Here is a 16,244-nt window from a genome sequence, read left to right on the forward strand (position 1 = left end):
TTGGTTGTTGGGTGTGTGGTAACCTCAATTATCCAAAGAATTTAGGGGGTGGCAATTTTTTTGCCTATAAAGCCCTCTATGGAGATATTTTATAACCTATTTCTTATAGAAGTTTTGACAATACGATACATTGGATGGAGGTGGAAAAATGGGAGTTCCGCCAAAGCATATTGTGACAGCCATCGCTTTCGTACGGAATGATGATAATGAATTACTCTTAATAAAAAGTCCAAGGAGAGGTTGGGAGTTACCAGGAGGACAGGTTGAAGAAGGAGAGTCCATTCAGGCAGCTGCGATACGAGAGACAAAAGAAGAAAGTGGGCTAGATATTGAGATTGAAAAGTTCTGTGGAATTTTTCAAAATGTAAAGCACTCCATTTGCAGTAATTTGTTCATTGGGAAAGTGGTTGGGGGTCATTTGACTACGTCACCTGAGAGTTTAGAAGTGGGTTTCTTTCCGTTAGAAAAAGCACTTGAAATGGTCACATGGAAACATTTTAAGAAGAGAATAGAATATTGTTTAAATGAAGATGTACACCCTTTCTTTGTTGAGGTTTGATTAGTCTTGTCATCGTATTCCCTATAATTATGAAAGAGCTGCCTTATTAAACATTAGGCAGCTTTTTCGTCATTTAACAAACGGTTGAATCCTTGGAAAAACCTTTAGTGCGGTCTCATAAAACACCTGGCTATGATGCTCTTCTGGAATTAAGTTCTTGATGAACTCAATATACGGGGCAATCGGCACTAAGGGCCAATCGGTACCGAATAGAAGTTTGTCATATGAGTCTGCAAATACCAATGCGTGACGTAAATGATCAAGGAAACGACCTTCGCTTTTTTCTACTAGGTCATTCTTTGTTCCGACAACTAATCCAGATAAATCCGCAAACACATTTGGGTTTTTATAAATGATCTCTGCACCTGTCAGTGTCCACGGATCCCCGAAATGTGCCATTATAAAATTTACATTACGGTTGTCAACGGCAACTTCATCTATGGTGAGTGGATGGGAATATTTTAAATAGCCTCTTTCTGAATACGTATCGCCCGTATGAAAAACGACAGGAAGATGGTGCTTTGCCGCCAGTCTATATACAGGTTGATAAACAGGATCATAGGCATAAAACGGATAATAACCAAGATAAATTTTAATTCCAACTGTTTTCGGATGTAATAACATCTTTTCTAAACGAGTGAGTGCCTCTTCGTCTAAGTTGTACGGGTTGATTCCAGCACAGGTAAAGATAGAAGGTGGCAATTCATCTGTTAAATCTAGCCCCATAGGAGTTTGCGTTTCATAATCAGGAAACCCCATTTTAGCTGTTTCTGTTAACCCCATTCCTATTCCAAGTACTACTCCTGCTTCCTCAAATTCTTTGAGGATACCTGAAGGTGAATAATCAACAAATGAAATTTTGTCAGCTGTTTCTTGAAATGACTTTATGTTTGATAGATGGATGTGTGCATCAATGATTTTCATAAGAACTCCTTTTAAAATTGGATGGTTCGTAGTTTTTGGACAGCCATTATTGGTAGAACTCGCTCATCAAACAAAAAGAATAGGGGAGCAGTCTCTTGCTTCTTCTTATTCGTAAAACCTTGTTGAGCCGCAACTAATTGAAAAGCTTCTTTATTCATATAAGCCTCGGTTTCTTCACTCTTTAAACTTGGAATCACATAAAGTTTTTCTTTTTTTGTTTGTGATTCTATATAGGATTCTTTTGGTAGATACATGGGTAATTCCTGCTTACCAGCACGATACTCTGTATTGCCACTTTTTATGGAGAGGTTCGGTAATGCTTCTCCACCAAGGAACAGGTCGGTCAACCATTTTTCTCCATCCAGCCATTTCCCTCCATCATGCATGACCTGTAAAAATGTTGCTAAAACAGGAATGCCCGGAAGCATTAAATAATACTGAATATACTCGACATTTTTCCATTGTGAATGCTCCTCAAATTTTGTGTGAATCGCAATTCCTTTCCATGTATTTCCTTTGCGATCACAGATATTTGTTGTTGAAATAGCTGATTTTTCTTTTAAAAGAGAGAAAGTGGTAATTCCTTCAGGTGCCCATTTCATTCCTCCTGCCCATGGATTCCACCAGCTTTTGGCGGTTCTTTCAGGATACTCAGTATCTAGCCACTCAAGCCCGTTTATTTTCAAGGAGTACAAACCTGGATAAAAATCAGTATTTGCTTTTATTGATAAGCAACCATTGGCTACAACTATTGACCCATCTGACTCTGTACTAAAGGAAATGTCTCCACGTGGTGATAATAGTAGATTCTCAAAATTTGTCCGGATTCCTTCTTGTTGAAAATGAGCCGACAGATGAGAAACAGGATGATTTAATGAGAGCTGTTGTTCAAAAGTAATAGAGTTTTTCTCTTCTTTTGCCTGTATACTCCTTTTACAGACAGGAGAGTGGTCACAAGCTATTTCAAGCGTTCCATTCAAATAACTGTTTCGATAAGTCTTTAATGTGAAGGTTGGTGATGAACTAGGTGGCACAATCATTTGATTTACCTCGAGCTGAAGTTCGTTGGTAATCGGGTGTGGCTCAAGTACCTGTCTTTTCTCAGCGAAAGTCTGAAATTGATTTGCTTCCTGGAAGGAGTCTAGTGCTACTATGATTTTTTCTGTAGTAGCCTTTGCTCCAGGTTTCATTTCACCAATTATTTGCTCAATGACAAACTGCCAACCTTCAGGTGCTGCATGGCTATTCTTTGGCCAAGTTACCCCAACCGTTTCTCCTTCAGTCTTGGAAAAATACCAATTACCTGCTATCATGGCTGGATTTAGGTCTCCGAACTCAAGTGGACGATCTTTCGAAAAATAAACAACTCTTTGATCAAGTGGGAAATACGTGTTGCCGAGTTCTTGGTATAAAGGCTGACTGATAGCGATATTTTGATAAGTAGTAGGATGTACATTTTCAACCTCAACCCACTGGTGAACGATTCCGTCTCCAAAGAGCTGGAGACACTCTGTTAAGTAGATTCCTGGAAATTCCCCCGATTGTAAGACGAACTTAATCAAGATAGAGGAATCATCAGTATGCCAGTCTACTGATGTTGGCTTCTTTTTATTGAATTCGTTTGTATATGGTTTTCCAAGCTTAGGTGCAAGAAAAGCAAAAGATGGTTTTTTCTTTCTAGCATTCTTTTTTAATTGGACATTAAGATCAAGTTTTCGAATGTTTAACTGACTATGGCCATTGTATATGTGCCAGAAAAGTGTTGATTCTCCACCAAATTTCTTCCCTTCACCTTTGAAAGCAACCGATATTTGCTGTTTAAAATCGAGTACATGATTGTTAGTCTTAGTTTGAACATGAATAATTGGATCGTAAAAGCCGTGCTTTTTAACAGTAATTGGTATGGAAATCGTTTTTCTTCCTTTAGCAGGAACTGTAATTTCGTATGTTTTTTGTTTTAGACAGACTAGATCATTCTCAGGGATGGTAAGAACAAAATCTGTGGTGTGAGATAGATTATTCTTTAGCTCAAGATGAAACTCTGATTTTGTATCTAAGAAAGTAAAATTCCCTTCATTGAATGCTTCAAGCTTAGCAGGTTGCATAGGGAAAATTCCAAGGCTCATTTCGCAAGGAACACCATTAATCTCTACGGTTATTTGAATGCTTGGGTGAGTTCGCCAAATACTAGGCTCTTCACCTTTTCGTATAGTAAAAGGCTCTGAGAGTGTCAAATTCTTTTCTATGTTTAGTTTTCCGGTGTTGAGTTGATATTCGACTCGATCATTTTTCGTTCCAGTAGCTTGAAAGGAAAGAGGGGTACCGGATTTGTTTACGACTTTTAATTGATAGCTATGTTCCATTTCCTCAATCACTTCATGGTGCTCCATGGAAAGCTGAACGAGGAAGTCATCGGTTTCAATTAGGGTAATGCCTCGAGCTGTCCGCTCGAATTGTACTCTAGCGTTCGTCTCGGATGAACTCCAGCTATATTCGTAGAAGGTAAACCCGTTTTCTTTTATTCCGTCTGGCTTTACTTCAATTTGCCTTGTGCTAGCTTCATACCAGTCTATTTTTTCGAATAGTGGTTTAAGAAGTGGGGTGTTTAACACGTTAGGGATGAAGTTCATCAAATGGGTAGTGTCATCACGATCCTCCCAAAAGAAGCCGCATTTTTTATAAAGGGGAACAGCTTTGGTGTTACCTGGCCATGTGTATAAATCAAGACGAGGCCAGCCGAGTTCGATTGTTTTTTCAAGAGTTTTCATGACAAGCATCTTGCCAATTTTCTTTCCATGATAATTCGGAAGAACATTGAGTAGAGGGATGTATAAAGAGCCAGTATCCTCCTTATATTCAGATAATCCGCAATAGCCAACGACTTCATTTTCATCTAGCGCTAGGTAAAGCTCAATATTTTCGGAATTGGCTTCCTTTGTTTTTACTTGTTCTTCGGTCATAACACGAGTGTCGCCACCCCAACTGTCACGGCTTAAATTCCACATTTTTGCTACCCCTGCGGCTAATCCTTCGTGATAACTTACGATTTGGATCCCATTTTTTACAGATGGCATATAGTTTCTCCTCTCACTAAGTAGATTCTTCCTTTTTTATTTGAACTTGCTTTTCTTTTATTCTTACTTGAATCATCTTACATCTCCTCCTTGTATGTATTAGGAATGTTTTTCCATCCCAGTTTCAATCGTAACCGCTTAAATTTTCAAAGTAAAGAAAATTCGGACTACAAATTATGTGCAAATACTAGGGCTGAATATAGACCGTGACACGAAAAAAAGCGAGAGTCTCAGACTCTCGCTTTTTCCATTAAGTGTCCACCCCACGCGGACAAAACACACAAATCTGTCCACGAGCGGTGACAGACACCACAAAAAGACAAAAGGGGGTGATTTGTCCACGGAGGGTGTCTGACGCCGCTTTTTCGCCGCTTTTTATGGGTTGGTGGACCAGAGGCCGGCTGATTTTAGGAATACGCGTGGGTGTAGCTTTAGGCCGGATACGATTAGGTCCGCTAGGTCTTCTGGCTGCATGACATTTTCTGGGTTGCCAGAGATTAAGTTTGCTTCCGCAGCGAGGTCTGTTACAACTGTGCTAGGTGTTAGACCGACCACACGGATGTTGTGCTTACGAACTTCTAAAGCTAACGACTCTGTTAAACCTAGTACACCAAATTTAGAGGCACTGTATGCACTTGTTACAGGAGCGCCTTTTTGACCAGCACTAGATGATATATTGACAATGTCTCCAGCTTTTCTTTCAATCATTTCTGGTAAAACCGCACGTGTAGTGTTGTACACGCCCATGAGGTTCACTTTAATGATGTTTTCCCATTCTTCAGGAGAAAGGTCTAAGAAACCGCCAAATTTAGCTGTTCCTGCGTTATTAATTAATATATCTACATCTCCAAGTTCTCCACTAATTTTCGCTACTGCAGTAGTAATCGACTCAAGGTCTGCCACATCAGCTGTTGCGACAGCTACTTTCACATCAAACTCACGCAACTCCCCAGCTACTTTTTCAAGATTAGAAAGGGTTAATCCTACTAATCCAACATTTACTCCTTCTTTTGCAAGAGCTATGGCTGTAGCACGGCCAATTCCTCTGCCTGCACCAGTTACAATCGCTGTTTTTCCATTAATAGATTGCACGTTTACCACTCCTTTTTCTTGTGTAATGTAATTAAATATATCAGGAACCCTTCAATCTAGCCATTGAGACAACTTTTTGATTCAAAATGGTAAAGACAGACTTACTTACTTTGTGCAAATCATGTCAGCTTTAGTCTATTCCTTATGTAAATTGCCGAATAGAGTCGAAAGAATTATCTGAAAATTCCGTTGACGAAGTAGATGGGCTAGGATATAGTAGAGCTAGGATATAACAATATATAACGTCCTATAATGTTGTATATTGAATGAAGGGAGGATAGGCAGTACCCCATACTAAAAAAATCCTTAGGAGGCTTATAAAAATATGAGTACTGAACTAATCGTAGATGTGAAAAATCAAATCAAACATGCGCTTGAGGAAGTTGAGAAAAAACAAATTGATAATGTCTTTTTTGTAGCTTGTGGGGGTTCATCTGCATTAATGTACCCAAGTAAATACGTCATTGATCGTGAAGCGAAAAAGCTAGATGCACATCTTTATAGTGCGAATGAATTTATTCATCGTAATCACGCAAAGTTAGGAGATACTTCTCTAGTAATCTTATGTTCTCATTCTGGTACAACTCCTGAAACAGTAGAATCCGCTAAATTTGCCCGTGCGAAAGGTGCTTTAACGATTTCTCTAACAAATGAACCAACTTCACCTTTGGCTCAAGCTTCAGAAGTTGTCTTAAAGTATGAGTGGGGCCCAACTGCTAATGCATTTGCAACAAACTACTCTGTTCTGTATCAACTAGTCTTTGGAGTCCTTAAGGTTGTAGAAAACAATGAGAAATTTGCAACAATTGAGAAGAGCCTCGAAAACCTACAAACTGTTTTTGAAAAAGCTGCTTCCAAATATCATGATGCTGCTGTAGAATTTGGAAAACAGTACAAGGATGAAAAAGTCATCTACACGATGGCTAGTGGTTCAAACTACGGTGTGGCATACTCTTTCGCGATTTGTATTTTAATGGAGATGCAGTGGGTTCATTCTCATGCCATTCATGCAGGTGAGTACTTCCACGGGCCATTTGAAATCATAGATGAAGAAACACCATTTATCATCCTTCTTGGTCTAGATGAAACTAGATACCTTGAGGAACGTGCCCTTGAATTCTCCCAGCGTTATGGCAAGAAGCTAATCGTTTTGGATGCAAAAGATTTTGACTTTTCTGGAATTGATGAAGAGGTTCAAGGATATATTGCTCCACTAGTATTGAACCACGTATTAAGAAGATACGCAGAAAACTTGGCAGAACAGCGCAATCATCCATTATCTACAAGAAGATATATGTGGAAAGTAGAATACTAAAATCTAACAGGAAAAGCGAAGAGACCTTCGCTTTTCCTCTCATTGCTAGATTAATAGAAAAAAATCTTGAGGGGGCAGATTCATGAAAAAGTTTAAAATCTTTAGTATTATCGCCGTATTAATTCTCTCAATGCTCGCAGCTTGTTCCTCATCTAGTCAAACAGCTTCAGAAGACAGTGATACTGTCGAACTTCGTTTTTTCCACAGATGGCCTACAGAACCCAAAAAGCAATACTTTGAAGAAGCAGTTAAAGAATTTGAAGAGCTACATCCGAATATAAAAATAAAAACCGAAGCGGTTTTGAATGACTCGTACAAGGAAAAAATTCGTGTTGTTTTAGGTTCAAATAATCCTCCTGATGTTTACTTTTCTTGGAGCGGTGAGTTTGCTTACAATTTTGCAAGAGCTGGACAATCCCTAGACTTAACAAGCTATGTTGAGGAAGATAAGGACTGGTCAGGTCAAATCATTGAATCCCAATTTGGTCCATTTACGTTGGATGGAAAGGTATATGGAATTCCTTGGTCCACAGATGGAAAAGCCTTCTTCTATAATAAAAAGGTTTTTAACGACTTAAACCTTGAAATCCCTACCACATGGGAGGAGCTCCTAACTGTCTCTGAAAAAATCAAGGATGCAGGAATTACTCCAATTGCCTTCGGAAGTAAGGCGCCATGGACGATTTCTCATTATATTGGATCACTAAATGAGTATGTCGTTCCGGAAGATGTTATTGCAAAGGACTATAGTCTAACTAATTCAGATGGAGAGTTTACTCATCCTGGTTATGTAACTGCCTTGGAAAAATTCATTGAATTAGAGCCATATTTTAATCAAGGAGTGAACTCCGTTGACCACCAATATGCGAGAGAGCTATTTAACGGAGGAAAAGCAGCGATAGGGTACTTTCAGTTAGCTGAAATTGGTTTGATAGAGCCAAGTCTCGGTGAAGATTTAGGTGTATTCAATACTCCATTCGTTGAAGGTGGAGAAGGAAATCCCAGCTCAATTACTGCTGCTCCAGAAGGAATTATGATTTCTTCTAAAACAAAGCATCCTGAAGAAGCAATGGAGTTTATCAAATTCTTAACTTCTAAGGAAAAAGGAATTGAACAGTTAAAAGAGGTAAGTGAATACAGTGCGGTTAAAGATACAACAACTACTGAAAACGGTTCAGCTCTTCAACAAGAAGCGATCGATCTAATCGTGAATGCTGACAAGACGTACTTATGGTTTGATACGGCTGTAGACATCAAGATTGTTGATGCGTACTTAAATGGTGTTCAACAGATGTTAGATGGAAAAAAATCAGCTGAAGACGTAATGAAAGATGTTCAAAAAGCAACGAAAGAGCTGAAATAATAGTTTAAAAGAAAGGTAGTGTAGGGGACCGAAACTACCTTTCTTTCATAAAGAAAAACAAGAAAAGGGTCGGAAAGGACCTAGAAAAAAAGAGGTGAATACAGTGACACTTAGGAAAATGGCTCCCTATTTATATATTGCCCCTTGTATTTTATTAATGGGATTGTTCGTTTATTATCCCATTGTAGAGAATTTCCGATTTGCTTTTTATGAGTTTTCTGCTTTTGCTCCAGATAAGGTGTTTGTTGGATTCGAAAATTTCCTTGCTCTGTTTCAGGATGAGGTTTTTTATATAGCTTTAAAAAATAATATTTGGTACGCAGTTATCTCAATCGTATGCCAAGTATTCGGCGGGTTAATTTTAGCTGCCATACTAGAGGATCCTTTGACTAGATTGCTAAGTGGTTTTTTCCGAACTGCTTTCTTCCTTCCAGTAATCATATCCATTACGGTAATTGCTTTATTGTTTAGTTTTGTTTACAACCCGGACATTGGGATACTAAACAGCTTTCTACGATTGCTCGGTCTTGAAGAGTGGACAAGGGCATGGCTTGGAGAATCTGAAACAGCTATTTTCGCCGTAATCTCTGTATCACAGTGGCAAAGTATTGGGTATATCATGATGCTTTTCATCGTTGCTATTCAATCTATTCCTCAAGAGCTGTATGAGGCAGCTGATATTGATGGTGCGAATAAATTTTACAAGTTTCTTCATATTACAGTTCCCCAGGTAAAAGAAATGCTTTTTGTAGCAACATTAATTACATTAACAGGCGCATTTACGGTATTTAATGAGCCGTATATTTTGACAAGTGGCGGACCTGGAAATGCAAGTGAAGTGCTTGGCACGTTGCTTTACAAATCAGCCTTTTTTAGAGATGAGATGGGGTATGCATCTGCAATAGCGACCATTATCTTACTACTTTCGTTGGCGGCAGCCATGATTCAAATGAAACTATTTAAGACAGGGAAGGAGGATTAATAGATGGAGACAGATAAAATAACATCAACCGACGTTTCTATGCAATCAATCAAAGTTCGTTCCTATAAAAGTAAAAAGATTGCAGGAGCGATTCCGCTGTATACCATATTAATCTTCTATTTTATGATCATTGCCTATCCGTTGTTTTGGATGGTCATTAATTCCTTTAAAACGACTGAAGAAATTTTCTCAAACAGTTGGGCATTGCCGACAACCTGGCTTGTCTCAAACTATGTTCATGCGTGGAATACTGGAATATCCGAGTACTTTTTAAATAGTACCATTGTTACGTTAAGCACCTGTTTATTAACGGTCTTCATCAGTGCTCTTGGAGCGTACGGTTTAACTCGTTTTCGGTTTAAAGGTAAGAAGCTACTATTAATATTGTGTATGGGTGGAATGATGCTATCTCCGCAGGTGAGCTTAGTCCCCTTGTATAAGCTTATCCAGGCAATGGGTATTCATGACACTTACTTAGCGCTCATTCTTCCCTATGTGGCATACCGTATTCCGATTACTGTGCTATTAATAAGAGCTGCTTTTCTAGAGGTTCCCAAAGAGTTAGAAGAATCGGCTTTTCTTGATGGATGCTCAACATGGTCTGTGTTTACAAAAATCTTTTTGCCGCTAAACCTTCCTATTTTGTTCACAGGGGTCATTATCACTGCTTACTTTACGTGGAATGAATTTATGTTTGCGCTCATCTTTATTGACTCAGACAGTTTAAAAACCATTCCTGCAGGATTAATGCAATTCCGTGATGCATTACAAACCAATTGGGGAGTTCTTTTAGCAGGATTAATGATCTCTGCGATTCCGATTATTACTCTGTTTTTATTTTTACAAAAATATTTTGTTCGTGGTCTTGCTTCTGGAAGTTTGAAAGGATAAGAGAGTGTTAGTAAAAACAGTACTCCAATAGAAAGGAATGTAATAATAATGAAGCTACTAGCAATTGGAGATAATGTGGTGGATGTATATTTGGATCGAAACGAGATGTTTCCAGGCGGGAATGCGTTAAATGTTGCCGTATTAGCGAAGCAATACGGAGCAGAAGAAACAGGATTTATTGGAATTGTTGGAGACGATGCGGAAGGTGAACACATTATTGATTCTTTAGAAAAGAATCATGTGAATATAAGTCATATCCGAAAAGCTTATGGAGAAAGTGGAAAAGCGTATGTGGATATTGACTCAACTGGTGACAGGGTTTTCGTAAAATCAAACAAAGGTGGTATTCAATCGAAGCTACGATTGAAATTGGATCCATCCGATTTTGAGTATACCAAAGGTTTTGATGTTCTTCATACCAGCATTTATAGCAGTCTGGATGATCAACTTCCCCTGATCAAACAGCTATTACCGATTTCCTATGATTTCTCTAATCATTTTACAGTGGAGTTGCTAAAGACGGTATGTCCACATATCACTTTTGCCTTCATATCTGGTAGTGACTTTGGTGACAAACAAATTGAGGAATTAATTAACAAAATTCATGGATATGGCACGCATTATGTGATTGTTACCCGAGGGTCTAAGGGAGTGATCATGTCAGATCGGACACAAAGTTATATACAGGGAATAGAAGAAGCAGAGGTAATAGACACGCTAGGTGCAGGTGATTCATTCATAGCTGGGTTTCTAACTAGTTATTTGAACCACCATACAATTAAGCAGTCACTTCAACTAGCTGCAATACGGGCGGCACGTACTTGTGAAGTGAATGGAGCATTTGGTTATGGAAAACAATTAGTAAAATAAAGAAAAGGGACTGGCTGGTAGTCAAGTCCCTTTTTACGTGGTTATTGTATAAGCGATAACCGTAGTTAAATTTTTAAATGTAGAAAGATGAATAGGTACTTTATACTTATCGTACACGATTTTGTCAATATTGAATAAAATCTCACCAATTTCGCAATTTAGGTGTTCAGCTTCTACAGAAGAGGCAGGGATTCCAGTAATCGTTTTTTTCGTTGTAATGTCCTTCATATCCACGTGATAGATGTTACTCAGGACATCATAGGTGGACTCGTAATCAAATATATGCTCTTGAATGTTAGGAAAGCGCTCTATCGGATAATGGGTTAAATCAAGAGTAAATGGCTCTTCCTCAATATACATTAATCTTAAAAGTTTGAGTACTGGAGCACCGACCTCTATTTGAAGATCTTCTGCAATTTTCTTCGATGCTTTTATTTCTTCACAAAGAAGAACTTTCTTGCTCGTTTTCTTTCCGAGTTGTTTGCTAAAATCCGAAAAACCTTCGATTGTTACTAGTTCGCGAGCAACCTTTTTCCTGGCAACGAACGTACCTTTTCCTTGTTTTCTTTCCAATAAACCTTCATCAACTAAATCTTGAATCGCTCTTCTAACCGTAATTCTGCTTACACCATAAATATCACAAAGCTCCGCTTCATTGGGAATTTGCTGACCTGGTCGATAGGTATTCTGGCCAATTGCTTCTTTTATCGTGTTAAATAATTGTTCGTATAATGGACGTGAACTAGAGCTGTTTAACTTCATAGGAGAACTCCTCTCAAAGTATAAATCATTATATAATATTATATAACATTTATAGGAGAAATGCATATAATTAGTCTGAGAATTTCGAATACTAAAGTAATAAAAAAAGCTCTGGCTTGCAATAGAAATGCAAGCCAGAGCTTTTAAACATATTAAGCTTTTATAGAAGACTCTTTTGGTGCCCATGTCTTTTTCCAAGACATCTGTGCAATGATTAAGACGAGTAAAGCTAATACACCAATACCTGCATATACAAGGAAACCTGTTGCATACGTGCCTGTGATTTCTCTTAACGTTCCAAGGATATTTGGAATAAAGAAACCACCTACACCACCAGCTGCTCCTACAATTCCAGTAACCATTCCGATTTCTTCTTGGAAGCGTTGTGGAACCAGTTGGAATACCGCTCCATTGCCCATTCCTAAACACATCATACCGGCAAATAACAGCAAGGTAACAAGAGTGATGGAAGGTAGCTGACTAACTCCCAGCATGGTTAGAGCGACACCGATAAATAAGAAGGTTAATAGACGAACGCCCCCAATCTTATCGGCAATAAATCCTCCCACTGGACGGAAGAAGCTTCCTGCTGCTACGCAAAGGGTAACAAAGTCTCCGGCTCTTACTCTTGAAAGATCATATTGATCAACGAAAAAGATACTTAAAAAGCTAGATAGTCCTACAAATCCACCGAAGGTAACACTGTATAACAAACAGAAGTAAAGGGCATCTTTTTGTTTAAAAACATTAAAGTATTCTTTAAGTGGTTTTGGTGCTGGCTGGGAAGGAGCATCTTTTGCGATAAGAACAAAGATGATAAACACAATAGCAAGAGGAATCAGGGCAACCCCGAGTACATTATGCCAGCCAATTTGTTCAGCAAGGCGGGGACCAAATAAGGTGGCAAATAAAGTCCCGCTATTTCCCGCTCCAGCAATCCCCATTGCTAACCCTTGTAAATGGGGTGGATACCAACGACTTGCCATTGGTAAGGCTGCTGCAAAGCTAGCACCAGCTACTCCTAATAGTATTCCAATAAAATAAATCTCCGTTAATGTTGTTCCAAACAACCAACCCCATAGAAGTGGAACCATTGTAACGACCATTCCAATGATCGATGTTTTCTTCGGACCAATTCGATCGGTTAAAACACCAAGAACGAGACGGAAGAATGATCCACCAAGAATAGGGATCGCTACAATTAATCCCTTTTGCGAAGGGGATAGACCAAAGTCTTTGGTGATATAAACCCCAAGTGCCCCTAGTATTACCCAAATCATAAAGCTGACATCAAAGTACAGAAATGAAGCAAATAGCGATGGTGCATGTCCACTTTTTCTTAAATTTGCTAACTTCATAGTTACTCTCTCCTTTTAATAGATATGGTATTTCAAATATGTTACCAGCCAATATAATTTTTTCGAGAAAATAAAATCTTACTTAATACATAGAAGAACGAGAAAAAACCTATCTTATTTGTCATTGGAATTCCTCCTTGTTTAGTGTCCAGCTCCAGCGCCTAGCCCCTCGATGGAATAATATAAAGCCATTATTCCTAGGTCATAAGCCAAATCTCACCAGAAGGCAGGCCTTCCTGCGAGATTCGTCTTATGCTTGTCGGGGCTGAACAAGGCGCTTTTGCTTTTCTGTTTGTCAGAGTTTTTACCATCTTTGTCTTGTTAAAGGATAGTATGTATACTCCTGCTTTGTCTCAAAAGGTGTTAGCTAATCTAACACAGAAATTTATTGGAATTTTCAAATGTCTTGAATTTTTATACTTGTAAGCGCATTACAAAATAAACGGAAAAGCGAATGATCTTTTGATTTTACTTCGTAATTCGAAAAATGAGTATACCGTAGTATTGCATAAAAATACTGCCTACTAATAGGCCTTTTATAGTAAATAACACCCAAATAGTACATATCGTGTTAGAAAATGTAACAGGTTAAATTTCATTTCAGTAGATGTATGAAATAATAAAACGAAATTTGGTTTGAGCATCCATCTAAGGTTTGTTGGGGGTTATAACATGAAAAAGCAAAAGTTAGTTATGGTCGGTAATGGTATGGCTGGAGTTCGTTGTTTAGAGGAGATTCTTAAAACAGATTCTGAAATGTTTGAGATTACGGTAATTGGGAGCGAACCACATCCAAACTATAACCGAATCCTTCTTTCTTCCGTACTGCAAGGAACCACACAGCTTGAAGAAATAACCATTAATGATTTTAAGTGGTATGAGCAGCATCAGATTCAACTTTTTACAGGAGAAACCGTTGTTGCTATTGATCATAAAAGCCAAATAGTTATGACAGATAAAGGTCGCAGCTTGTACTATGACCGCTTAATATTGGCAACGGGTTCCGTTCCTTTTGTTCTTCCCTTACCTGGGGTACAGAAGGAAGGGGTCATTTCTTTTCGAACCATTGAGGATTGTCAAAAGATGCAGGAAACAGCAAAGAATCATAAAAAGGCAGTTGTCATTGGTGGAGGATTGTTAGGGTTAGAAGCTGCAAGGGGACTTTTACACCTCGGGATGAAGGTATATGTCGTTCATATTAGTGGTTTTTTAATGGAAAGACAGCTGGATGAAACGGCAGCAAAAATGCTACAAGTAGAACTTGAAAAGCAAGGGATGAAGTTTCTATTAGAAAAACAAACAGAAGAAATCTTAGGCGATAAACGCATTGAAGGACTCCGTTTTACGGATGGAACATCGGTTGAAGCCGACCTGCTTGTTATGGCAGTTGGTGTAAGACCCAATGTTCATTTGGCAAGAGAAAGTGGCATAACAGTTAATCGGGCGATTGTCGTAAATGATTTTCTGGAGACGAGTATTCCCAATATCTTTGCTGTAGGAGAATGTGTGGAGCATCGTGGTATGGTATATGGCCTTGTGAAACCACTCTATGAACAGGCAGTTGTCTTAGCGAATCGTATTTGTGGGGTAGATGGACAAAGTTATGAGGGGACTGTGTTAGCCACTCAATTAAAAATTTCAGGTGTTGATGTTTATTCTATTGGAGCTTTTCAAGAGGACCCTGCAAAAAAGTCAATAAAAATACACGATGAAGTGGAAGGTACTTATAAAAGGCTTGTATTCCAAGAAGACAAAATCATTGGTGCGGTTCTCTTTGGGGATACGAGTGATCGTACGAAATTACAAAATATGATACTTAAAAAGCAAGATGTATCTGATATGGAAAAAGTGACTATTTTTCAATCAAGTGGATCGGGTACAGCAGTTTCCTCCATGGCAGCAACAGAAATAATCTGTAATTGTAATGGAGTTTCTAAAGGGACAATTATAGAAGCGGTTCAAAGCCAAGGTTGTTCTACTGTAGACGACGTAAAAGCATGTACAAAGGCATCCGGCTCTTGCGGAGGATGTAAACCGCTTGTTTCATCACTATTATCCTATATTCATAGTGATGAATTTGATGAAATGAAGATCGAGAAGCCTACGATGTGTAATTGTACAAGGTTAACAGAGGATGAAGTTGTGCATGAGATGCAGGTCCAAAATTTATCCTCTGTTAACGAAGTCATGCAAGCACTGAACTGGAAACACAGAGAAGGATGTTCCAAATGTGTTCCTGCTTTAACGTATTACTTAAGTATGATCAATCCAGAGTATGAGAATGTCCAAGAAACATTATTTGTAAACGAAAAGATGAATGCAACATTGCAAAAGGATGGAACGTACTTTGTTGTTCCGCAAATGTATGGGGGAATGACGAATCCCTATGAGTTACGAAAAATCGCCAATGTGGCAGACAAATATGGAGTGTCAGAGTTAGCCATTACTAGTGAGCAAAGAATTCATTTGATAGGTCTCACAAGAGAAGAACTACCAAAGGTGTGGAAGGAATTAAATATGCCTTTAAGTGCCACATATGGGAACAGAGTTCAGAATGTGAAGACGTGTATTGGTGAGCATATATGCCAATGTGACAAGCAAAAAGCTCTTCAGCTCTCAGCAACTCTAGAAAAGAAACTTGAGTATCTTATCACTCCGTATCGATTGAAAATAGGTGTCTCTGCCTGCTTGCATAATGGTGCTGGTTCGACAACAAAGGATATTGGCATTATTGGAACGAAGCGTGGATGGGAAATTTATGTGGGAGGAAGCAGCGGTCGAAGTGTTAGGGCTGGTCAATTATTTACAGTTGCTGAAACAGAAGAAGAGGCAGTTCATTTCATTGGTGGTCTAGTCCAATACTATCGAGAAACGGCTAATTACTCGGAAAGAACATGGGAATGGGTGGATCGAGTGAGCTTATTGCATGTGAGAGAAGTACTTTTTGATTTTGAACTCCGTCAGCAATTGTTAGAACGACTAGAAGGGGATTCCTTATTGATGAAGGGACCTAAAGATGTTCCTATTTTTTAAAGTAAATTCTAAAGAGTATAA

General features: G+C 38.7%; 12 protein-coding genes. 7 read left to right on the top strand and 5 right to left on the bottom strand.

The genetic code is table 11. The features are described 5' to 3' along the window. Positions 1–148: 148 nt before the first annotated feature. Positions 149–559 (top strand): NUDIX hydrolase, encoded by a 411-nt coding sequence (locus ACVBAX_RS22295; protein ID WP_447118930.1) that lies wholly within the window; start codon positions 149–151, stop codon positions 557–559. Positions 560–628: 69 nt separating this feature from the next. Here the strand turns inward: ACVBAX_RS22295 and ACVBAX_RS22300 are convergent, their stop codons facing one another. From ACVBAX_RS22300 to ACVBAX_RS22310, 3 genes are all read right to left on the bottom strand, one after another. Further along, positions 629–1,483 (bottom strand): amidohydrolase family protein, encoded by an 855-nt coding sequence (locus tag ACVBAX_RS22300; protein ID WP_447118932.1) that lies wholly within the window; start codon positions 1,481–1,483, stop codon positions 629–631. A gap of 11 nt (positions 1,484–1,494) precedes the next feature. Next, the gene (locus tag ACVBAX_RS22305) at positions 1,495–4,557 is read right to left on the bottom strand and encodes a GNAT family N-acetyltransferase (protein ID WP_447118934.1); all 3,063 of its coding nucleotides are present in this window, start codon (positions 4,555–4,557) and stop codon (positions 1,495–1,497) included. Between the two features lie 375 nt (positions 4,558–4,932). Continuing rightward, entirely contained in the window at positions 4,933–5,649 is a 717-nt protein-coding gene (locus ACVBAX_RS22310; RefSeq protein WP_447118936.1) for a 3-ketoacyl-ACP reductase, read from the bottom strand. A 325-nt stretch (positions 5,650–5,974) separates the two neighbouring features. Between ACVBAX_RS22310 and ACVBAX_RS22315 the strand changes: the two genes are divergently transcribed. The 5 genes from ACVBAX_RS22315 (at position 5,975) to ACVBAX_RS22335 (ending at position 11,070) form a co-directional block, all read left to right on the top strand. Further along, positions 5,975–6,964 carry an SIS domain-containing protein gene (locus tag ACVBAX_RS22315; protein WP_430775954.1) on the top strand — a complete coding sequence of 330 codons (990 nt, stop codon included), beginning with the start codon at positions 5,975–5,977 and terminating at the stop codon, positions 6,962–6,964. An 82-nt stretch (positions 6,965–7,046) separates the two neighbouring features. Beyond that, on the top strand, positions 7,047–8,327 hold the full coding sequence (locus ACVBAX_RS22320; protein ID WP_447118938.1) for an ABC transporter substrate-binding protein: 1,281 nt from the start codon (positions 7,047–7,049) through the stop codon (positions 8,325–8,327). A 118-nt stretch (positions 8,328–8,445) separates the two neighbouring features. Beyond that, complete coding sequence (locus ACVBAX_RS22325; RefSeq protein WP_447119046.1) at positions 8,446–9,309, top strand: carbohydrate ABC transporter permease; 864 nt, start codon at positions 8,446–8,448, stop codon at positions 9,307–9,309. 39 nt (positions 9,310–9,348) lie between these two features. Next, positions 9,349–10,200 carry a carbohydrate ABC transporter permease gene (locus tag ACVBAX_RS22330; protein ID WP_447119048.1) on the top strand — a complete coding sequence of 284 codons (852 nt, stop codon included), beginning with the start codon at positions 9,349–9,351 and terminating at the stop codon, positions 10,198–10,200. A gap of 48 nt (positions 10,201–10,248) precedes the next feature. Beyond that, positions 10,249–11,070, top strand: coding sequence for a PfkB family carbohydrate kinase (locus tag ACVBAX_RS22335; protein WP_447118940.1), 822 nt, complete (start codon positions 10,249–10,251; stop codon positions 11,068–11,070). Between the two features lie 33 nt (positions 11,071–11,103). On the opposite strand, the gene ACVBAX_RS22340 is transcribed toward ACVBAX_RS22335, so the two are convergent. Next, positions 11,104–11,832: a UTRA domain-containing protein gene (locus tag ACVBAX_RS22340; RefSeq protein WP_447118942.1), complete on the bottom strand. Its 729-nt coding sequence runs from the start codon at positions 11,830–11,832 to the stop codon at positions 11,104–11,106. Positions 11,833–11,984: 152 nt separating this feature from the next. Then, positions 11,985–13,190, bottom strand: coding sequence for a nitrate/nitrite transporter (locus ACVBAX_RS22345; protein WP_430775959.1), 1,206 nt, complete (start codon positions 13,188–13,190; stop codon positions 11,985–11,987). A gap of 672 nt (positions 13,191–13,862) precedes the next feature. Here ACVBAX_RS22345 and nirB point away from each other — a divergent pair. Then, positions 13,863–16,223, top strand: coding sequence for a nitrite reductase large subunit NirB (nirB, locus tag ACVBAX_RS22350; protein ID WP_447118945.1), 2,361 nt, complete (start codon positions 13,863–13,865; stop codon positions 16,221–16,223). Positions 16,224–16,244 lie beyond the last annotated feature (21 nt).

The sequence above is a fragment of the Robertmurraya sp. GLU-23 genome, assembly GCF_052983275.1.